The sequence below is a fragment of the Enterobacter sp. 4974935 genome (genome assembly GCF_058661735.1).
In genome coordinates, this window is sequence record NZ_JBZWGT010000003.1 from 780901 (window position 1) to 801625 (window position 20725).

Here is a 20725-nt window from a genome sequence, read left to right on the forward strand (position 1 = left end):
ATGAGTTTGTTACTGGCAATACTTCAGGCGCTGGTGTTGTTCGCCGCCGCGCCGCTGCTGTCGGGCATCACGCGCGTGGCGCGCGCCCGGCTACACAACCGTCGCGGGCCTGGCGTGCTCCAGGAGTACCGCGATCTCTTCAAGCTGCTCTCCCGTCAGAGCGTCGCGCCGGATGCCTCAGGTTGGGTGTTCCGCCTGACGCCGTTCGTGATGGTCGGCGTGATGCTGACCATCGCCACCGCGCTGCCGGTAGTGACGGTGGGCTCGCCGCTGCCCGTGCTTGGCGATCTGATTACGCTGATCTACCTCTTCGCCATCGCGCGTTTCTTCTTTGCGATTGCGGGCCTGGACACCGGCAGCCCGTTTACGGGTATCGGCGCCAGTCGTGAGGCGATGCTCGGCGTGCTGGTTGAGCCAATTCTGCTGCTGGGGCTGTGGGTCGCCGCGCAGGTTGCTGGCTCGACCCACATCAGTTTCATCACCGACACCGTTTACCACTGGCCGGTTTCACGTTCGCTCCCGCTGGTGCTGGCGCTCTGCGCCTGCGCGTTCGCCACCTTTATCGAGATGGGCAAGCTGCCGTTCGATCTCGCGGAAGCGGAGCAGGAATTGCAGGAGGGGCCACTCACCGAGTACAGCGGCTACGGCTTTGCGGTGCTGAAGTGGGGCATCAGCCTCAAGCAGCTGGTGGTGTTGCAGATGTTCGTCGGCGTTTTCTTCCCGTGGGGGCAGATGACGCACTTCTCTGCGGGCGGCCTGCTGCTGGCCGTTGTGGTGGCTGCGCTCAAGCTGCTTATCGGCGTGCTGGTGATTGCCCTGTTTGAAAACAGCATGGCGCGCCTGCGTTTTGTCGAAACGTCACGCATTACCTGGGCTGGTTTTGGTTTTGCATTTTTAGCGTTCGTCTCCTTGCTGGTGGCGTGATTAAAGAGAGTGTTTATGTCTGAAGAAAAGAAAGGTCAGCAGTATCTCGCCGCGTTGCATCAGGCTTTCCCGGGCGTGGTGCTGGAGGAGTCATGGCAAACCAAAGACCAGGTAACCGTCACCATTAAGGTGAACTATCTGCCGGAAGTGGTGGAGTTTCTCTACTACCAGCAGGGCGGCTGGCTGTCGGTGCTGTTCGGCAACGACGAGCGTCAGCTGTGCGGCAACTATGCGGTGTACTACGTGATGTCGATGGAGCAGGGCGAGAAGTGCTGGCTCACCGTGCGCGTCGAAGTTGACCCGAACAAGCCGGAGTACCCGTCCGTCACGCCGCGCGTACCCGCCGCCGTCTGGGGCGAGCGCGAAGTGCGCGACATGTACGGCCTGGTGCCGGTTGGTCTGCCTGACGAGCGTCGTCTGGTGCTGCCGGACGACTGGCCGGATGAACTCTATCCGCTGCGCAAGGACAGCATGGACTACCGCCAGCGTCCGGCCCCGACAACCGACAGCGAAACCTACGAGTTCATCAACGAGCTGGGCAGCAAGAAGAATAATGTGGTGCCGATCGGCCCGCTGCACGTCACCTCTGACGAACCGGGCCACTTCCGCCTGTTCGTCGACGGCGAAAACATTATCGACGCCGACTACCGCCTGTTCTACGTCCACCGCGGCATGGAGAAGCTGGCGGAGACCCGCATGGGCTACAACGAAGTCACGTTTCTTTCTGACCGCGTGTGCGGCATCTGCGGCTTTGCCCACAGCACCGCCTACACCACCTCGGTGGAGAACGGCATGGGGATCGTGGTGCCGGAACGCGCGCAGATGATCCGCGCCATTCTGCTGGAGGTGGAACGCCTGCACTCACACCTGCTGAACCTCGGCCTGGCCTGCCACTTCGTCGGCTTTGACTCCGGGTTTATGCAGTTCTTCCGCGTGCGTGAGGCATCAATGAAGATGGCGGAGATCCTCACCGGGGCGCGTAAAACCTACGGCCTGAACCTGATCGGCGGGATCCGCCGCGACCTGCTGAAAGACGACATGATCCAGACCCGCCAGCTGGCGCAGCAGATGCGCCGCGACGTGCAGGAGCTGGTGGACATGCTGCTCAGCACGCCCAACATCGAGCAGCGCACCGTCGGGATTGGTCGTCTTGACCCGGAAATCGCCCGCGACTTCAGCAACGTCGGTCCAATGGTGCGCGCCAGCGGCCACGCCCGCGACACCCGCGCCGATCACCCGTTCGTCGGCTACGGCCTGCTGCCGATGACCGTGCACAGCGAGCAGGGCTGCGACGTCATCTCCCGCCTGAAGGTGCGCATCAACGAGGTGTTTACTGCGCTGAACATGATCGACTACGGCCTCGATAACCTGCCGGGCGGCCCGCTGATGGTGGAAGGCTTCACCTACATTCCAAACCGCTTTGCCCTCGGATTCGCCGAAGCGCCGCGCGGGGATGACATTCACTGGAGCATGACCGGCGACAACCAGAAGCTCTACCGCTGGCGCTGCCGTGCGGCGACCTACGCCAACTGGCCAACCCTGCGCTACATGCTGCGCGGTAACACCGTCTCTGACGCGCCGCTGATCATCGGCAGCCTCGACCCGTGCTACTCCTGCACCGACCGCATGACCGTCGTGGACGTACGCAAGAAGAAAAGCCAGGTGGTGCCGTACAAAGAGCTTGAGCGCTACAGCATCGAGCGTAAGAACTCGCCGCTGAAATAAGGACTCGTCATGTTTACCTTTATCAAAAAAGTGATCAAAACCGGCGCGCAGACCAGCAGTTATCCGCTGGAGCCGATGCCGGTGGATAAAAACTTTCGCGGCAAGCCGGAGCACAACCCGCAGCAGTGCATCGGCTGCGCGGCCTGCGTCAACGCCTGCCCGTCGAATGCCTTAACGGTGGAAACGGACCTGAAAACCGGCGAGCTGGCCTGGCAATTTAACCTCGGGCGCTGCATCTTCTGCGGCCGCTGCGAGGAGGTCTGCCCGACGGTAGCCATTCGCCTGTCTCAGGAGTACGAGCTGGCGGTGTGGAAAAAAGAGGATTTCCTCCAGCAGTCGCGCTTTGCGCTGTGCAACTGCCGCGTCTGCAAGCATCCGTTCGCCGTGCAAAAAGAGATCGACTACGCCATCGCGCTGCTGAAGCACAACGGCGACGTGCGTGCGGAGCATCACCGTGAAAGCTTCGAAACCTGCCCGGAGTGCAAACGTCAGAAATGCCTGCTGCCGTCTGACCGCATCGATTTAACCCGTCATATGAGAGAGGCCAGCTGATGGAAAACTTACTCGGCCCGCGCGACGCTAACGGCATTCCGGTACCGCTGACGGTGGAGGAGTCCATCGCCAGCATGAAGGCGTCGCTGCTGAAAAAAATCAAACGCTCGGCCTACGTCTATCGCGTGGACTGCGGCGGCTGCAACGGCTGTGAGATCGAAATCTTCGCCACCCTGTCGCCGCTGTTTGACGCCGAACGCTTCGGCATCAAAGTGGTGCCGTCCCCGCGCCACGCGGATATCCTGCTGTTCACCGGCGCGGTCACCCGCGCGATGCGCTCGCCTGCGCTGCGCGCCTGGCAGTCTGCGCCGGATCCGAAAATCTGCATCTCCTACGGCGCCTGCGGCAACAGCGGCGGCATCTTCCACGATCTTTACTGCGTCTGGGGCGGCACCGACAAAATCGTGCCGGTGGACGTCTACATTCCGGGCTGCCCGCCGACGCCCGCCGCCACGCTGTACGGTTTTGCCATGGCGCTCGGCCTGCTGGAGCAGAAGATCCACGCCCGCGAGCCGGGCGAGCTGGACAACCAGCCAGCCACTCTCCTGCACCCGGATATGGTGCAGCCGCTGCGGGTGAAGATCGACCGCACGGCGCGCAGGCTGGCGGGTTACCGCTATGGCCGTCAGATTGCCGACGATTATCTGCGCCTGCTGAGCCAGGGCGACCATCAGGTGGCGCGCTGGCTGGAGGCCGAGAACGATCCGCGTCTCAATGAGATCGTGGCAAACCTGAACAGTATTGTGGATGAGGCGCGTATCCGATGAGTGAAACGGTGGTGTTCAGCCAGCTGAGCCGTAAGTTTATTGATGAGAACGATGCCACGCCGGATGCGGCGCAGCAGGTGGTCTATTACAGCCTGGCGATTGGGCACCACCTCGGGGTGATCGACTGCCTTGAAACGGCGCTAAGCTGCCCGTGGCCCGAGTACCTGGCGTGGATCGCCACGCTGGAGGAGGGCAGCACGGCGCGGCGCAAAATGGAGGGCGTGCCGAAGTACGGCGAGATCGTTATCGACGCCAACCACATTGCGATGCTCGCCAACGCCTTTGACGCGGCGCTCGGCAGGCAAACCCCAGAGCAGCAGGCGTGGAGCAAAACGCTGCTCGGCATGCTGCACGATATTCATCAGGAGAGCGCCATCTACCTGATGGTGAGGAGATTACGTGACTGACGTTTTACTGTGTGTCGGCAACAGCATGATGGGCGACGACGGCGCGGGCCCGCTGCTGGCGGAGATGTGCGCCGCGAACCCGCCGGGCAACTGGGTGGTGATTGACGGCGGCAGCGCGCCGGAAAACGACGTGGTGGCCATTCGCGAGCTGCGCCCGGACAGGTTGTTAATCGTCGATGCCACCGATATGGGGCTCAACCCCGGCGAGATCCGCCTGATTGACCCGGACGACATCGCCGAGATGTTTATGATGACCACCCACAACATGCCGCTGAACTACCTGGTGGATCAGATTAAAGACGACGTGGGTGAGGTGCTGTTTCTGGGCATTCAGCCGGACATCGTCGGGTTTTATTATCCGATGACGCCGCCGGTGAAAGAGGCGGTGGACGTGGTGTATTCACGGCTTGCCGGGTGGGTTGGGGACGGGGGATTTCAGCCCCTCACCCCGGCCCTCTCCCCAGAGGGGAGAGGGTGAAAACCGCATCGAGCAGTTTGTAGGCCGGGTAAGGCAACGCCGCCACCCGGCAAAACAGGCTACTCCAGATCCGCCCCGTTACTCGCAATCACCTTCTTATACCACCAGAACGATTTCTTGCGCTTGCGGTCCAGCGTGCCGTTCCCGGCGTCGTCGCGGTCGACGTAGACAAACCCGTAGCGCTTACTCATCTCCCCGGTTGAGGCCGAGACCAGGTCAATGCAGCCCCAGGTGGTGTAGCCCATCAGCGGGACGCCGTCCTCAATCGCGTCACCCATCGCACGGATATGCTCGCGCAGGTAGCTGATGCGGTAGTCGTCGTTGATCTCGCCGTTTTCATCAATGACGTCCTTCGCCCCGAGGCCGTTTTCCACCAGGAACAGCGGCTTCTGGTAGCGGTCATACATCATGTTCATGGTGATGCGCAGCCCGAGCGGGTCGATGCCCCAGCCCCACTCGCTCACCTGAATATGCGGGTTGTGCAGGGACTTCACGATGTTCGCCGCGCTGGTGTTGCCCGCGTTCATATCCGCCGACGCGCAGCGCGAGGCGTAATAACTGAACGAGACAAAGTCGACGGTGTTTTTCAGCAGGTCGTCGTCGCCGGGGTCTTTCACAATCACCACCCCTTTCTCGCGGAACACGCGGGCGGAGTAGGCCGGATAGCTGCCGCGCGCCTGCACGTCGATAAAGAACAGGTTCTCGCGATCTTTCTCCAGTGCCATCCACACGTCTTCCGGCTTGCACGAGTAGGGGTAAAAATTGCCGCCCGCCAGCATGCAGCCGACCTGGTTTTCCGGGTTCACCTCGTGGGCGATTTTGGTCGCCAGCGCGCTCGCCACCAGCTCGTGGTGCGCGGCCTGGTATTTCACCTGGTCTTCGTTTTCCCCTTCCTCAAACACCAGCCCCGCGCCGGAGAACGGGCTGTGCAGCATAATGTTGATTTCGTTGAAGGTCAGCCAGTATTTCACCAGCCCGTTAAACGCCTCGAAGCAGGTGCGGGCGTAGCGGGCGAAGAAATCCACCATCTTACGGTTGCGCCAGGAGCCGTACTCCGTCACCAGGTGCATCGGCACGTCGAAATGGCAGAGCGTCACCAGCGGCTCGATGTTGTACTTTTTGCACTCCTCGAACACCGCGCGGTAGAAGGCAATGCCCTCCCGATTTGGCAACGGTTCGTCGCCGTTCGGGTAGAGGCGGCTCCAGGCAATCGAGGTGCGGAACACCGTAAAGCCCATCTCCGCCATCAGGGCAATGTCTTCTTTGTAACGATGGTAAAAATCAATCGCCTCGTGGCTCGGGTAAAATTCGTCGTCACGCAACGAAAACCGTTTTTCCTTGCCGACTTTTACCGCCAGACGGTTTGCGCCGTGGGGGATCATATCGACCGTTGTCAGTCCTTTGCCGCCTTCACGGTAAGCCCCTTCACTCTGGTTGGCGGCAAGCGCGCCGCCCCATAAAAATCCTTGTGGAAAAACAGACATTCTTACCTCGCTTTCAGTTTATGCTTCTGCTGTTTTGTTCTGTACCGGTGCGGTTTGCAGGGCGCGTGCTTTTTCGGCTTCGTCTTCTACCGGGATATCTTCAAACCCTAACAGCAGGGTCAGCACGAACGACAGCACCACCGCCAGACCCATCACACCAAACACCCAGACGATGGTCATCGGGTTGGCCGGGTCGAAGAACTGCACGCTGGTGAACAGCCCCGGCGCTGCCATGGAGTGGCTGGCAAGACCGGCCATGCCGGCCACCGCGCCGCAGATAAAGCCGCTGATCAGGCTCGCAATCAGCGGACGCTTCAGGCGTACCGCCACGCCGTACAGCGCCGGTTCAGAGATCCCCGCCATGATGGCGGAGGCCGCAGCCGCCAGCGCCGTCTGGCGCAGCTCCGGGTTTTTCGTTTTCCACGCCACCGCCAGCGACGAACCGCCGAGCGACAGGTTGGCGCCGATTTCCGACGGCATCACCATCCCTTCTTTGCCCGTTTCGGCAATGGTCTGGATGATGGTCGGCGTAAACACGCGGTGCATCCCGGTCATCACCAGCAGCGGCCACAGCGCGCCCATAATGGCAACGGAGAGCCAGCCCAGATAGCCGTGAATGGTGTAGACCAGCGCGGAGATGGCGCTACCGATCCAGATCCCGAGCGGGCCAATCAGTACGATGGCGAGCGGGGCGGCAATCAGCACGATCAGCATCGGCTTGAGGAAGTTTTTGGTCACCGCCGGGGTGATGCGATCCACCCAGCGTTCGATATACGACAGGCACCAGGTCATCACCAGGGCCGGGATAACGGTATAGGTGTATTTCACCGCCGTCACCGGAATTAAGGCAAATTCTACATGCTCGCCCTGCGCCGCTTTCGCCATCAGCTCGATAAAGCTCGGGTGAACCAGTACGCCCGCAATGGCTATCGCCAGGGACATGTTGGTTTTGAACTTCACCGCTGCGGAAGCCGCCACCATCAGCGGCAGGAAGAAGAACGCGCCATCGCCGATAACGGTCAGGATCGTCAGCGTCGGGTCACCTTTGCCCAGCACGCCGGTCATCTCAAGGATCATCGCCAGCAGCTTGACCATCGACCCGCCGATGATCGCCGGGATCAGCGGAGACATGGTGCCGATCAGCGCGTCGAGGATCCCGGCGCCAATCCGGCGCAGCGTAAGCTTCTGTGGACCTTCCGCTACGGCAGGTTGCAGGTTGGCGGGCAGCAGGCTCACCACTTCACGGTATGCCTGGGACACGGTGTTGCCGATGATCACCTGGCACTGATTGTCGTTGCGCACCACGCCGAGCACGCCGCTGATGCTTTTCAGACGCGCGGCGTCGGTAAGGCTTTCGTCTTTCAGAACGAAGCGCAGGCGCGTCATGCAGTGGGTGACGGCGACGATGTTCTCTTTACCGCCCAGCGCGCTAACCACGTCATTTGCCAGCGCAGCGTAATTTTTTGCCATCGGATGTGATCCTGTTATCGTTGTGAGAAGTGTAGGAAACCGGTTTCACATAATCATCATGAGTTTCTTTTAATGAAACAAGACCACTTTTTATGCATTTTTTCGTTTCGTGATGACGATCACTCGTGGCCGTAAAAAGCGTGATAACGCCGCTGCGACAATTTTTCTGCGGTGAAGTACACTGCGGCTCATCAGATTTGAATGGAATAACACTATGACCACGATGCTGGAAGTGGCGAAGCGGGCAGGCGTGTCGAAAGCGACGGTCTCCCGGGTGCTGTCGGGGAACGGTTACGTCAGCCAGGAGACGAAAGACCGCGTGTTTCAGGCCATCGAAGAGAGCGGGTATCGCCCCAATCTGCTGGCGCGAAACCTGGCGACCAAACGCACCCAGACCCTGGGGCTGGTGGTGACAAACACCCTGTACCATGGGGTCTACTTTAGCGAGCTGCTGTTTAACGCCGCGCGGATGACGGAAGAGAAGGGGCGTCAGCTGATCCTGGCGGACGGCAAGCACAGCGCCGAAGAGGAGCGCGAGGCGATCCAGTATCTGCTCGACATGCGCTGCGACGCGGTAATCATCTACCCGCGTTTCCTGAGCGTGGAAGCGCTGGACCAAATTATTGAGAAATGCGAGCAGCCGATTATGGTGCTCAACCGCCGTTTGCGGAAAAACAGCAGCCACAGCGTCTGGTCCGATCATAAAGCGTCGTGTCAGGACGCAGTATCGCAGTTGATCGCGAAAGGCCACCGGGAGATTGCGTTTATCACCGGTTCGCTGGATTCCCCCACCGGCGTGGAGCGTCTTTCCGGCTACAAGGACGCGCTGGCGCAGCACGGCATTGCCCTGCGTGACGCGCTGATCGCCGAAGGGAAGTGGAGCCCGGCCAGCGGCGCGGCGGCGGTCTCTCAGCTGCTCACCCGCGGCGAAACGTTTACCGCGCTGGTGGCGAGTAACGACGATATGGCGATTGGCGCCATCAGGCAGTTGCACGAGAGCGGCGTCGCCACGCCGGGCGCGGTGTCCGTCATCGGCTTTGACGACGTGGCAATCGCGCCCTATATCGTGCCGTCCCTCTCCAGCGTGCGTATTCCGGTAACGGAGATGATCCAGGAGACTATCAGCCGCCTGATCTTCATGCTCGACGGCGGTGAGTTTAAGCCTCAGCAAACTTTTTCCGGCGAGCTTATCCTGCGCAACTCCGTCATTGACGGCCCGCATCGCTGACGTCGACATCTGTCATCGTCACAAATGACGATGACAGATCCTCTTCTTTTTTATTTCGCTTTAAAATCAATGTATTAAATATTGGCACGGTTTATGAATAGCTTCGCGCATAACAGTTATGCCGGAGAAGCAGATGAACCGTTTTATTATGGCCGATGCCAGCAAATGCATTGGTTGCCGTACCTGTGAAGTGGCGTGCGTGGTGTCCCATCAGGCGGAGCAGGATTGCGCCTCCCTGACCCCCGACACCTTCCTGCCGCGCATCCACGTCATTAAAGGCGTGAATATTTCCACCGCCGCTATCTGTCGCCAGTGCGAAGACGCGCCGTGCGCCAACGTCTGTCCGAACGGGGCGATTAAGCGCGAGAAAGGCTTCGTGCATGTGATGCAGGAGCGCTGCATCGGGTGCAAAACCTGTGTGGTGGCGTGTCCGTATGGCGCGATGGAGGTGGTCGTTCGCCCGGTGGTGCGCAACAGCGGTATCGGGCTCAGCGTGCGCGCGGAGAAAGCCGAAGCCAATAAATGTGACCTCTGCTACCACCGCGACGCCGGTCCGGCGTGTATGGAAGCCTGTCCGACGCATGCGCTGGTCTGCGTCGATCGCGACAAGCTCGAACAGATGAGTGCCGAAAAACGCCGCCGTGCGGCGTTCGACACCTCGTCATCGCTGCTGTTTTAAGCTGCAATGCGCGTTAACGGCGTACAGCTTCGGGTGCGCGGCAAGGTGCAGGGGGTAGGATTTCGTCCCTTCGTCTGGCAGCTTGCACACCAGCTGGGGCTGGCGGGCGACGTGTGCAACGACGGAGAGGGTGTCCTGGTGCGTCTCGCGGGTAGTGGGGGTGACTTTACCGCGAGACTGCGCCAGGACTGCCCACCGCTGGCGCGCATCGATCGCGTTGAAACGCAGCCGTACAGCTGGAATACGCTGCCGGACGAGTTTGTCATCCGCCACAGCGAGAGCGGGGCGATGGACACGCAAATCGTCCCGGATGCCGCTACCTGTCCCGCATGCCTGGCGGAGATGCGCGATCCGCGCGAGCGCCGTTATCGCTACCCGTTTATCAACTGCACCCACTGCGGACCGCGGTTTACCATTATCCGCGCCATGCCCTATGACCGCCCGGCCACGTCAATGGCGCCTTTCCCGCTCTGTGTGCCCTGTGAAACGGAGTACCGCAACCCGGCTGACCGGCGTTTTCACGCCCAGCCGGTGGCCTGCCCGGACTGCGGACCGCAGCTGGAGTGGCAAGCCGGGGATGCTGCTGCCACCCGCGAATCGGCGTTAAGCGCGGCGGTGGAGAGATTGAAAAACGGCGGGATTGTGGCGGTCAAAGGGCTGGGCGGATTTCACCTGGTCTGCGACGCGCTTAACCCACAGGCGATTCGGAAATTGCGGGCACGCAAGCAGCGCCCGACCAAGCCGCTGGCAGTGATGATCCCGCATGCGAACGATCTGCCGGAGGCCATCCAGACGCTGTTACGTTCACCCGCTGCGCCGATTGTGCTGACGCCAAAAGCCTGCCTTCCTGCGTTTCCTGAGGAGATTGCGCCGGGGCTGAATACAATTGGCGTGATGTTGCCTGCGAACCCGCTCCAGCATTTGCTGATGTTGGACTGCCAGCGCCCGCTGGTGATGACCTCCGGCAACCTCAGCGGCCATCCACCCGCCATAAGCAACCAGCAGGCGCTGGAAGAACTCAGTGACGTCGCTGACGGCTTCCTGCTGCACAACCGCGATATTCTTCAACGGATGGATGATTCAGTAATGGATCGGGAGGGCACGATGCTGCGTCGCGCACGCGGTTTTGTGCCGGATGCCATCACATTGCCCGCCGGATTCCGCGACATCCCGCCCATGTTATGCACCGGCGCGGAGATGAAAAATACCTTCTGCCTGGTGCGTGGCAACCAGGCGGTGCTGAGCCAGCATTTTGGCGATCTGAGCGACGAGGGCATAGAGGCGCAGTGGCGCAGTGCGCTCTCGACGATGCAGGACATCTACGCCTTCCAGCCAGAGCGCGTGGTGTGCGATGCCCATCCGGGATATCACGCCCGACAGTGGGCCCGGGCGCAGGCGCTGCCCGTTGAGACCGTGCTGCATCATCATGCGCATGCAGCAGCGTGTCTGGCGGAGAATGGCTGGCCGCTCGACGGCGGGGATGTTATTGCCCTGACGCTGGATGGGATCGGTATGGGTGAGAATGGCGCGATGTGGGGCGGCGAGTGCCTGCGGGTGAACTATCGCGACTGCGAACGGCTGGGCGGTCTGCCAGCCGTTGCGTTGCCGGGGGGCGATCTGGCGGCAAAACAGCCGTGGCGCAATTTGCTCGCCCACTGTCTGGCGTTCGTACCTGACTGGCAGCAGTACCCGGAAACCGATGCCGTACAGCGTGAGAACTGGCCGCTGCTGGCAGCGGCCGTGACGCGCGGTATCAATGCGCCGCGGGCCTCCTCCTGTGGTCGTCTGTTCGACGCCGTGGCCTGTGCGCTGGGCATTGAAACGCAACGCTATGAGGGCGAAGCCGCGTGCCGGCTGGAGGCGCTGGCTGAACGCTGTGCAGGGGTTGATCATCCGGTGACGCTCAAGACGGATAACCTTGCGCTGTTCTGGCAGCAGTGGCTGGCCTGGCGGGCGGAGCCCGGCGAGCGCGCCTGGGCCTTTCATGATGCGCTGGCAAAAGGGCTGAGCGAACTGGCGGCAACGCATGCCCGCCGACGGTCGCTCTCTACGGTGTGCTTCAGCGGAGGTGTCCTTCACAACCGCCTGCTACGCGCGCGCCTTCGTCATTACCTTTCTGATTTCACGCTTCTTTTTCCTTCGCGCCTGCCCGCAGGCGACGGAGCGATCTCCTTCGGGCAGGCGGTGGTTGCTGCCGCCCGATCATGTTCACAAAGGATTTAAAATGTTACGACTTTTACGCAATGAACCTCGTGCAGCGTGCCTGCTGCTGGCTCTGGTGATGGCTAACCTGCTGGCCTGGGGGCTGGCGTGGCACACCTTTAGCGGCAGTACGGCGCTGATGGCGGCCAGCCTGCTGGCCTGGTGTTACGGACTGCGTCATGCGGTGGATGCCGACCATATCGCCGCGATTGATACCGTGACGCGTAAGATGATGCAGCAGGGCAAGCGCCCGTCCGGCGTGGGCGCATGGTTTTCCCTCGGACACTCCACCATCGTGGTGCTGGCCTCCATTGCCATCGCCGCCACCGCCACGGCGTTTCAGAAAAATATGGAATGGTTCCACGAAACCGGCAGCCTGATTGGCACCGCCGTCTCCGCCACCTTCCTGCTGGCGATGGCGCTGGTGAATATGGTGATCCTGCGCGGCGTCTGGCGCAGTTTTCAGGCACTGAAACACGGCAGGCCCGTGCAGGGCGACATCACGCTGCCTGCCCAGGGTGGCGTCATGAACTGGCTGTTCGGCAAAACCTTCCGCCTCGTCAATAAAAGCTGGCAGATGTATCTGGTGGGCTTCCTGTTTGGCCTCGGCTTTGACACGGCCACCGAAATCGGCGTACTGGGGATCTCCGCCGCCAGCGCCTCCAGCGGGATGTCGGTGTGGTCGATCATGATCTTCCCGGCGCTCTTCGCCAGCGGCATGGCGCTGGTGGATACGCTCGATAACCTGCTGATGGTGGGTGCCTACGGCTGGGCGTTTAACAAGCCACAGCGCAAGCTGTACTACAACATGACCATCACCGGCACTTCGGTGGTGGTGGCGCTGTTTATCGGCGGGCTGGAAGCGCTGGGTCTGCTGATGGACAAGTTCTCCCTCAGCGGCGGCGTGTGGGATCTGATTGGCGCGGTGAACGATAACCTGGGCGACGCCGGGTTTGTGGTGGTCGGGCTGTTTGTCGCCTGCTGGCTGATCTCGATGGCGAATTACCGTTGGCGCGGTTATGACGCGCTGGTGGTGCGGTCCTGAACCACGCAGCCCTGTTTTTGCCCGGCGGCGCTACGCTTGCGCGGGCCTACAAGGTTTGCCGTTATGGTGTTAAGTAGGCCGGGTAAGCGGAGCGCCACCCGGCATGACGAGGGTTAAGCAGGTAACGATTTCAGCAGTGCAAAGGCCTCCTTCATTCTGTCTTCGCTGACCACAAAGGCGCGCATCTGACCGACAGTATCGGTGCCGCGCGCCACCATGCCCTGAGGCGAAAGGGCAATCTCCCAGTTCAGATCCTGACGCTGCGTTTCACCTGCGAGATGCAGCGGTAGTTCCGGCGTTTTTACCTTCACCAGCATGGCGGGTAATTTCACCGGGGCGTTGCCGCCGAGCAGGTTTTTCGCCAGGAACATGGCGCTTAACTGAATCGGTTGCAGGAACGGCAGCACCTGGCCGTTAATTTCCGCGCAGTCGCCCAGGGCAAAAATGTCCGGCTGGGTGGTTTGCAGGTAGCTGTCTACCTTCACGCCGCGATTGATCTCTGCGCCTGCGCGGTGCGCCAGCGCGGTTTCCGGGCGCAGCCCCGTCGCCGCAATAACCACATCCACTTCCACCCTGCGGGTGCGGTCGAGCGTCGCACAAATGCCGGTTTCGGTTTTGCTCAGGCTCTGCAACTGCGATTTCAGCAGCAGATGCACGCCCATGTCGGTCAAACGATGCTGTAAGCGACTGCTTACTTCTGCCGGCATTAGCGCTGACAGAATGCTGGCCGCGTGGTCAACCAGGGTGACGGATTTTCCCGCCCGGCAGAAGTCCATCGCCAGCTCGGTGCCAATCAGCCCGCCGCCGACAATCATCACCCGTGTGGCGTCGCGTAACAGGGTCTCGCTGGCCTGATACTCCTGCTGACTGTTGAGCGTGACCATCAGCTCGCGGCCCTCAACCGGCGGCACAAACGCCGATGCCCCCGTCGCCAGCACCAGCTTGTCGTACTGCCAGGTTTTATCTTTCGCGTTCACCACGTGGGCGTCGGCGTCGATATCGGTGACCCAGGTGTACGGAAACAGACGCAGATTAAATTGTTCTGCAAACTCCCCCGCCGTCTGGCGGGTGAGATCGTCGGCGCGCTGATTTTGGCTAATGACGTGGCTTAAATCAGGCTTGTTGTACTCATCCATGCTGTCGGCGGCGATCACCGTCAACGGCACGTTAGCATCCTGTTTGCGGATATTTTTCACCAGCTGGCGGGCGGCAAAGCCCGAGCCGATAATGACGATGCCGTGGCTCATTTTGCCTCCGTTGCCAGTTCATCAAAGACGTCTTTTCCGAGGGAACATTCCGGGCAGAGGAAGTTGTCCGGCACCTCGCTCCACGGTGTACCCGGCGCGACATCCTGCAACGGCTCGCCCAGCTCAGGATCGTAAATCCACTGGCAGACGCTGCACTGCATGCAGGGGCCGAGGTCGGCAGCGGCAGGAGCGGCTTCTGCTACGGCTTCCGGCGCAGCAGCCGCGGCGGGTGCGGTTTCCGGCAGCGGCGCAAGCGCCCACTGGCGGGCAATGTCGCGACCGTGCTGGCGACAGATTTCCAGCGCGTCGAGATCCGGACGCCATTTCGCCTTCAGGCTCAGGGACATCTCAAAACCGGCATCCTGTAAACGGGTGGAGAGACGGTCTACCGCGCCGCCGCTCCAGCCGTGTGAACCAAAGGCGCTGGCGCGTTTGTTACGGAAGCGCAGGCCGGTCATCTCTTCCACCAGTCCGGCAATTTTCGGCATCATCACGTTATTCATGGTGGAGGTACCCACCAGCACGCCTTTGGAGCGGAAGACGTTGGTCAATACCTCATTCTTATCGCTGCGCGCCACGTTGAAGATTTTCACTGCCACGTTCGGGTCCACTTCGTTGATGCCCTGGGCAATGGCGTCCGCCATCATGCGGGTGTTGTTGGACATGGTGTCGTAGAAGATCGTAATGCGGTCTTCCTGATAGTCCGCCGCCCACTTCAGGTACAGCTCGACGATCTGGGTTGGATTTTCACGCCATACCACGCCGTGGGAGGTGGCAATCATATCCACCGGCAGGTTGAAGCCGAGGATCTCGGTGATTTTTGGCGTGACCAGACGGCTGAACGGCGTCAGGATGTTGGCGTAGTAGCGCTGGCACTGTTCGAACAGCTCGGTCTGATCCACTTCGTCGTTGAACAGACGTTCGTCGCAGTAGTGCTGGCCGAAGGCGTCGTTGCTGAACAGCACCGCGTCACCGGTCATGTAGGTCATCATGCTGTCCGGCCAGTGCAGCATTGGGGTTTCCACGAAGATCAGCTGTTTGCCGTTGCCGATATCCAGCGTGTCGCCGGTTTTTACGGTGTGGAAGTTCCACTCCGGATGGTGGTGGTGACCGTTGATGGAGTCAATGGCGTTGGTGGTGCAGTAGATCGGGGTATCCGGAATGAGGGACATCAGCTCGGTCAGCGCCCCGGCGTGATCCTCTTCCGCGTGGTTGATGATGATGTAGTCGATGTCATTCAGATCGATTTCGCTGCGCAGGTTCTGCACGAACTCGCGGCTGAATTTGTGATCGACGGTATCGATCAGAACGTTTTTACCTTCGCGAATGAGGTAGCTGTTGTAGCTGCTGCCGCGCAGCGTTTTGTATTCCGTCCCGTGAAAATCACGTACTTCCCAGTCACGTTGACCCACCCAATGAATGTTATTTTTAACCAGAATAGACATAGCAACCTCAACTTAATACGGCGTTTTCAAATAAGATGACTGTCATATATCAAGTTGCGTGCCAGTTTTTTAACTTATTGAAAATAATATATTTGTGTTTTGATTCTCCCTAATGGGTAGTCATTTTGACTATCTTAAAAATTGTCAATATGACACTATGTGTTGTCAAAATGACAGTGAGGCAGCGATGAGCTTTTCCGTAGATGTGCTGGCGAAGATCGCCATAGAACTGCAAACCGGTATTGGTCATCAGGACCGCTTTCAACGGCTGATCTCCACGTTGCGCCACGTGCTGGATTGCGATGCCTCGGCGCTGCTGCGTTACGAAGGGCGGCAGTTTATTCCACTGGCTATCGACGGTCTGGCGAAGGACGTACTCGGGCGGCGCTTTACCCTGGAGGGCCACCCGCGTCTGGAAACCATCGCCCGTGCGGGTGACGTGGTGCGTTTCCCGGCAGACAGCGATCTGCCCGATCCGTACGACGGCCTGATCCCCGGCCAGGAGAGCCTGAAGGTTCACGCCTGTATCGGCCTGCCGCTGTTTGCCGGGCAGAACCTGATTGGCGCGTTAACCCTCGACGGCATGTCGCCGGATCAGTTCGATACCTTCAGCGACGAAGAGCTACGGCTGATTGCCGCGCTGGCGGCCGGGGCGCTGAACAACGCCCTGCTGATAGAACAGCTGGAGAGCCAGAATATTCTTCCGGGTAGCCCGACGGCGTTTGAGCAGGTGGCGCACACCGAAATGATTGGCCTTTCGCCGGGCATGGCGCAGCTTAAAAAAGAGATTGAGATTGTCGCCGCGTCTGATTTGAACGTGCTGATCTTCGGGGAGACCGGCACCGGTAAAGAGCTGGTGGCGAAAGCGATCCACGAAGCCTCGCCCCGTGCGGTGAACCCGCTGGTGTATCTCAACTGCGCGGCGCTGCCGGAAAGCGTGGCGGAAAGCGAGCTGTTCGGACACGTCAAAGGAGCCTTTACCGGGGCGATCAGCAACCGCAGCGGCAAGTTCGAAATGGCTGATAACGGCACGCTGTTCCTCGATGAAATTGGCGAACTCTCCCTTTCGCTCCAGGCCAAACTGCTGCGGGTGTTGCAGTATGGCGATATTCAACGCGTGGGTGACGATCGCAGCTTACGCGTGGATGTGCGCGTGCTGGCGGCGACGAACCGCGATCTGCGCGAAGAGGTGCTGGCGGGCAATTTCCGCGCCGATCTGTTCCACCGTCTGAGCGTGTTCCCGCTCACGGTGCCGCCGCTGCGCGAGCGGGGCGATGATGTGGTGCTGCTGGCGGGCTTTTTCTGCGAACAGTGTCGGCTCAAAATGGGGCTTTCCCGCGTGGTGCTAAGCCCCGGCGCGAGGACGCACCTGCTGAGCTACGGCTGGCCGGGTAACGTGCGTGAACTGGAACATGCGATTCACCGCGCGGTGGTGCTGGCGCGGGCTACGCGTTCGGGGGATGAAGTGGTTATTCATGCGCGCCATTTCGCGCTGCATGAGGAAACGACGCCGTCCGTGAAGCCAGTGATACCTGAGAGCGTGAACGAAAACCTGCGCGAGGCGACGGATGCGTTCCAGCGTCAGATGATCACCCGCGCCCTGGAGCAGAATAACCGCAGCTGGGCGGCATGCGCGCGGGCGCTGGAGATGGACGTCGCCAACCTTCACAGGCTGGCGAAACGTCTGGGGCTTAAGGGTTAAATAATCCCCGCCTGGTAGAAGTCTTGCAGGTTGATCGCGCCGCACAGCCTGCCGTGCTCGTCCACCACCGGCGCAGCGGTGATTTTGCGCTTCATCAGCACCTCTTTGGCTTCAATGGCGCGGCTGTCGGCATTCAGCGTCAGCCCGCCCCGGGTCATTGCTTCGGATACCCGCGCCTCCAGCTTGCCGCCGCCCACCAGCCAGCGGCGCAGGTCGCCGTCGGTGAAGACGCCCTTCACCTGGCGGTCGTTGTCGCATACCGCAACCAGCCCCAGCCCGGTGCGGCTCAGCTCCAGCATGGCGTCCATCACGCTGGTGTCGAGTTTGACCTGAGGAATGGCATCGTCCGTGCGCATCAGATGGTGAACCTTGTTGAGCAGACGTGCCCCAAGCGCGCCAGCAGGATGGGAACGGGCGAAATCCTCTTCGTTAAAGCCGCGCGCCTGCATCACCGCCATCGCCAGCGCGTCGCCCATCATCAGCGTGTTGACGGTGCTGGAGGTCGGTGCCAGGTGCATCGGGCAGGCTTCGCGCTCAACGGAAATATCCAGCGTTGCTTTCGCGGCCAGCGCCAGCGGCGAACGGGATTTGCCGGTCATCGCTAACAGGGCCACCGATTTTTCTTGCAGGCGAGGGATGATGAGATCCAGCTCTTTGGCTGAACCGGAGTAGGAGATAAACAGCATCACGTCGCGGCTTTCGATCATCCCCAGATCGCCGTGCAGCGCTTCGGCAGGATGCACGAAGAACGCCGGTGTGCCGGTGCTGGCAAGCGTCGCGGCAATCTTCTTGCCGATATGACCGGATTTACCGATACCCGCCACGATCACTTTGCCCTCGCAGTGGATAATGGTGTTGGCTGCACGAACAAAATCCTCACCCAGACGCTCCGGCAGGCGGCTGGCTTCCTGTAGCTCCAGCAGCAGAGTCTGGCGGCCTGCGTTTAACAGAAAATCACTCATTTTTCTCTCCGGTTACGATCACGTCGATGCCCTTCGCTTCCAGCGCTTTTTTAAATGCCGGATCGATACCTGCGTCGGTAATCAGCTTATCGACGCTTTCAAGGCTACAGACAATGTTGGGGCTTTTACGGCCAAACTTCGACGAGTCCGCCATCAAAATCACTTCCCGCGCGGCGTTGCACATCGCTTTGCTGACGCTGAACACCTCGTTGAAGGTGGTCACGCCCGCGTTGAGGTCGATGCCGTCCGTGCCCATAAACAGCTTATCGAAGCTGAAGTGGTCGAAGGCATTCTCCGCCAGCTGCCCGTGAAACGACGCGGATTTTTTACGGAAGGTGCCACCGGGCATCAGGATGGTCTGCTCGCTGTCGAACTCTGACAGGGCATTGACGATGTGCAGGCTGTTGGTCATCACGGTGATGTTATTAAAGCGGCTGAGCAGCGGGATCATCTGCAGGACGGTACTGCCAGCGTCGAGGATGATGGAATCGCCGTCCTGGATAAATTTGACCGCGGCTTCGGCAATCAGCGCTTTCTGGTGCGTATTAATCAGCGTCTTGTGATCGATAGGCGGGTCGGCTTCGTCTTTATTGAGCACCACGCCGCCGTAGGTACGAATGACGGCGCCGGAGTTTTCGAGCAACACCAGGTCCTTGCGTATTGTCGTGCCGGTGGTGTCAAAGTAGTGGGCCAGATCCTCTACCGAGCACTTTCCCTGCTTTTGCAGATGCTCAAGTATGGCCGCCTGCCGCTGACGTGGTTTCATAGGCGCTTCGTTCCTTACGTTGCGAAATGATAATTCCGCAAGTTTATAACTTTCACAACGAAATTATCCATGTTTCAGATTAAGCGCTAATGATAGTGCATTCTGACAGAGTGAATCATGGGGGAAGATCACATCAGGTTGTAATTCATGCAGCAAAATGCCGTTGATCGCCTGGATTTTCACCGGGCGGGCAAAGACGGTCATGCCGCGCATGATGAGGGAATCGCAGACCTTATTGTTTTCATCCAGCGCAACAGCGACGACAACCCGCGGTTTGAAGCGTCCGCCGGAACGCCCGACGCCCACGCGGCCTTTCTGGCACAGGGCGTCAAAGGCGCGGTTAAACTGATGGATTTGCCAGCCGCCAAACGCCATCTGGCAGAACCAGGCGAGGGCGGCGAAGGTGATTAATGCGGTTACCATATCGACTCCTTGTTTTGTTCCCTCTCCCGGTGGGAGAGGGTGAGGGCATCAGGCCGCTCGATCAGAACATCACCTGCCCACCGGTGACGTTAATCGACTGCCCGGTGCAGTACGAGGCTTTCGGGCTGGCGTAAAACAGCAGCATGTTCAGCACGTCCTGATAATCACACCCGCGCTTGAGCGGCACTTTGTCGATGTAGTACTGCTCCACTTCTTCAGCTTTGATGCCGAGCTTGGAGGCGTACTGCGGCAGCAGGGACTGGAACATCGGTGATTTCAACAGGTTACCCAGCATCAGCGAGTGAACGGTGATGCCGTATTCGGCCAGATCCAGCGCCAGAGACTGCGTCAGCCCCACGCCGCCAAACTTCGCCGCGCTGTAGCCGGAGTTGTGCTTGCTGCCCACTTTCCCGGATTTCGAGTTGATCTGAATGATGCGCCCCTGAATACCATCGCGGATCATCAGCCGGGAAAACTCACGGGCGCAGAGGAAATAGCCCACCAGATTCACCTGCAACGAGCGGTCAAAATCCCCCAGTTCGAAATCGCTGATAAAGGCCGCTTTCGCGATCCCCGCGCTGTAGACCAGCAGGTCGATACGCCCAAATATCTTATCTACGCCGCGGGCCAGCGCCATCACGCTCTGCTCGCTGGTGGCGTCGGCACCAAATCCGTACGCCATCCCTTCGCCAATCTCGGTGTTGATGGCGTCCGCCACACGGGCGGCTTTTTCACTCTGAATGTCCACTACCGCCACGCGATAACCCTCTGCGGCAAGCCCACGGCAGAGGAACTCGCCTAAGGTTTGTCCCCCACCAATGACAACGGCAACCTGACTCATGTGTTTCTCCTTAATTACGCAACAAATTTTAACGTACAGCCTGGTGTGACAGCCTGCGGAACCGGCCCCTCAACGTGAACCGTGCCGGGATACTCCGCCTGCGGTTGCCCGTCAAAACGCAGGGTGATGTGCCCCAGCTCGCGCAGGTTTTGTTCAGCGACGTCGCCGACGGCGGTCACGGCATAGCGCGCCTCGCCCAGCTCAAGCTGGCTCCCGGCCTTCAGCTCGCCGTTTAGCTCGCCGTGGCAGTGGATAAAGCAAAACTCTTCGATATCCGCAGGCGCCCCTTCGCGGAAGGTGATCAGCATCTGGTCGCTCAGCGCATCGGCCGCGCTCTGGCCGATGCGGGTAATGGTGGTCTGGTAAATCACGGTCATG

Annotated in this window: 20 protein-coding genes; 11 read left to right on the forward strand and 9 right to left on the reverse strand. The window is 60.2% G+C overall.

All coding sequences use genetic code 11. The annotated features are described in order from the left end of the window. Genes AC4OVS_RS04945 through hycI form a run of 6 tightly spaced genes read left to right on the forward strand, consistent with a single transcriptional unit; the run spans position 1 to position 4853 of the window. Positions 1 to 924: a respiratory chain complex I subunit 1 family protein gene (locus AC4OVS_RS04945; RefSeq protein WP_022649164.1), complete on the forward strand. Its 924-nt coding sequence runs from the start codon at positions 1 to 3 to the stop codon at positions 922 to 924. A gap of 15 nt (positions 925 to 939) precedes the next feature. Beyond that, positions 940 to 2649, forward strand: a complete 1710-nt coding sequence (hycE, locus tag AC4OVS_RS04950; RefSeq protein ID WP_022649163.1) for a formate hydrogenlyase subunit HycE — start codon at positions 940 to 942, stop codon at positions 2647 to 2649. Between the two features lie 9 nt (positions 2650 to 2658). Next, positions 2659 to 3201: a formate hydrogenlyase complex iron-sulfur subunit gene (locus AC4OVS_RS04955; protein ID WP_157506843.1), complete on the forward strand. Its 543-nt coding sequence runs from the start codon at positions 2659 to 2661 to the stop codon at positions 3199 to 3201. Next, positions 3201 to 3968, forward strand: coding sequence for an NADH-quinone oxidoreductase subunit B family protein (locus AC4OVS_RS04960; RefSeq protein ID WP_022649161.1), 768 nt, complete (start codon positions 3201 to 3203; stop codon positions 3966 to 3968). The genes AC4OVS_RS04955 and AC4OVS_RS04960 overlap by 1 nt, the downstream gene beginning before the upstream one ends. Then, positions 3965 to 4375, forward strand: a complete 411-nt coding sequence (locus tag AC4OVS_RS04965; protein ID WP_202761453.1) for a formate hydrogenlyase maturation HycH family protein — start codon at positions 3965 to 3967, stop codon at positions 4373 to 4375. Before AC4OVS_RS04960 ends, AC4OVS_RS04965 begins: the two co-directional genes overlap by 4 nt. Beyond that, positions 4368 to 4853, forward strand: coding sequence for a hydrogenase maturation peptidase HycI (gene hycI, locus AC4OVS_RS04970; protein ID WP_022649159.1), 486 nt, complete (start codon positions 4368 to 4370; stop codon positions 4851 to 4853). The genes AC4OVS_RS04965 and hycI overlap by 8 nt, the downstream gene beginning before the upstream one ends. A 59-nt stretch (positions 4854 to 4912) precedes the next feature. On the opposite strand, the gene AC4OVS_RS04975 is transcribed toward hycI, so the two are convergent. Both AC4OVS_RS04975 and ascF read right to left on the reverse strand, forming a co-directional pair. Next, positions 4913 to 6337 carry a 6-phospho-beta-glucosidase gene (locus AC4OVS_RS04975; protein ID WP_491922219.1) on the reverse strand — a complete coding sequence of 475 codons (1425 nt, stop codon included), beginning with the start codon at positions 6335 to 6337 and terminating at the stop codon, positions 4913 to 4915. Between the two features lie 18 nt (positions 6338 to 6355). Further along, entirely contained in the window at positions 6356 to 7807 is a 1452-nt protein-coding gene (ascF, locus tag AC4OVS_RS04980) for a PTS cellobiose/arbutin/salicin transporter subunit IIBC (RefSeq protein WP_491922220.1), read from the reverse strand. 214 nt (positions 7808 to 8021) lie between these two features. Here ascF and AC4OVS_RS04985 point away from each other — a divergent pair, with 214 nt between their 5' ends. The 4 genes from AC4OVS_RS04985 (at position 8022) to AC4OVS_RS05000 (ending at position 12961) form a co-directional block, all read left to right on the forward strand. Further along, positions 8022 to 9035: a LacI family DNA-binding transcriptional regulator gene (locus tag AC4OVS_RS04985; protein WP_491922221.1), complete on the forward strand. Its 1014-nt coding sequence runs from the start codon at positions 8022 to 8024 to the stop codon at positions 9033 to 9035. A 133-nt stretch (positions 9036 to 9168) separates the two neighbouring features. Then, a complete protein-coding gene (gene hydN / locus AC4OVS_RS04990) occupies positions 9169 to 9714 on the forward strand; it encodes an electron transport protein HydN (protein WP_017382793.1) in 546 nt (181 codons plus the stop codon). Between the two features lie 6 nt (positions 9715 to 9720). Further along, on the forward strand, positions 9721 to 11937 hold the full coding sequence (hypF, locus tag AC4OVS_RS04995) for a carbamoyltransferase HypF (protein WP_491922222.1): 2217 nt from the start codon (positions 9721 to 9723) through the stop codon (positions 11935 to 11937). A 1-nt stretch (position 11938) separates the two neighbouring features. Continuing rightward, on the forward strand, positions 11939 to 12961 hold the full coding sequence (locus AC4OVS_RS05000) for a HoxN/HupN/NixA family nickel/cobalt transporter (RefSeq protein ID WP_022649154.1): 1023 nt from the start codon (positions 11939 to 11941) through the stop codon (positions 12959 to 12961). Positions 12962 to 13074: 113 nt separating this feature from the next. Here the strand turns inward: AC4OVS_RS05000 and norW are convergent, their stop codons facing one another. Beyond that, positions 13075 to 14208: an NADH:flavorubredoxin reductase NorW gene (gene norW, locus AC4OVS_RS05005; protein WP_491922223.1), complete on the reverse strand. Its 1134-nt coding sequence runs from the start codon at positions 14206 to 14208 to the stop codon at positions 13075 to 13077. Next, the gene (gene norV, locus AC4OVS_RS05010) at positions 14205 to 15653 is read right to left on the reverse strand and encodes an anaerobic nitric oxide reductase flavorubredoxin (RefSeq protein WP_023298460.1); all 1449 of its coding nucleotides are present in this window, start codon (positions 15651 to 15653) and stop codon (positions 14205 to 14207) included. The genes norW and norV overlap by 4 nt, the downstream gene beginning before the upstream one ends. Before the next feature lie 187 nt (positions 15654 to 15840). On the opposite strand from norV, the gene norR reads away from it, so the two are divergent. Next, the gene (norR, locus tag AC4OVS_RS05015; RefSeq protein ID WP_023298459.1) at positions 15841 to 17355 is read left to right on the forward strand and encodes a nitric oxide reductase transcriptional regulator NorR; all 1515 of its coding nucleotides are present in this window, start codon (positions 15841 to 15843) and stop codon (positions 17353 to 17355) included. Here the strand turns inward: norR and gutQ are convergent. The 5 genes from gutQ to srlB all read right to left on the reverse strand — a co-directional run bounded on the left by gutQ (position 17352) and on the right by srlB (position 20724). After that, a complete protein-coding gene (gene gutQ / locus AC4OVS_RS05020) occupies positions 17352 to 18317 on the reverse strand; it encodes an arabinose-5-phosphate isomerase GutQ (RefSeq protein ID WP_023298458.1) in 966 nt (321 codons plus the stop codon). The two genes, norR and gutQ, sit on opposite strands and share 4 nt — an antisense overlap. Then, positions 18310 to 19083: a glucitol operon DNA-binding transcriptional repressor SrlR gene (gene srlR / locus AC4OVS_RS05025; protein WP_015571676.1), complete on the reverse strand. Its 774-nt coding sequence runs from the start codon at positions 19081 to 19083 to the stop codon at positions 18310 to 18312. The genes gutQ and srlR overlap by 8 nt, the downstream gene beginning before the upstream one ends. 63 nt (positions 19084 to 19146) lie before the next feature. Continuing rightward, the gene (gutM, locus tag AC4OVS_RS05030) at positions 19147 to 19506 is read right to left on the reverse strand and encodes a transcriptional regulator GutM (protein WP_155024366.1); all 360 of its coding nucleotides are present in this window, start codon (positions 19504 to 19506) and stop codon (positions 19147 to 19149) included. A 61-nt stretch (positions 19507 to 19567) separates the two neighbouring features. Next, on the reverse strand, positions 19568 to 20347 hold the full coding sequence (gene srlD, locus AC4OVS_RS05035) for a sorbitol-6-phosphate dehydrogenase (RefSeq protein WP_491922224.1): 780 nt from the start codon (positions 20345 to 20347) through the stop codon (positions 19568 to 19570). Between the two features lie 14 nt (positions 20348 to 20361). Continuing rightward, positions 20362 to 20724 carry a PTS glucitol/sorbitol transporter subunit IIA gene (gene srlB, locus AC4OVS_RS05040; RefSeq protein ID WP_022649147.1) on the reverse strand — a complete coding sequence of 121 codons (363 nt, stop codon included), beginning with the start codon at positions 20722 to 20724 and terminating at the stop codon, positions 20362 to 20364. Position 20725 lies beyond the last annotated feature (1 nt).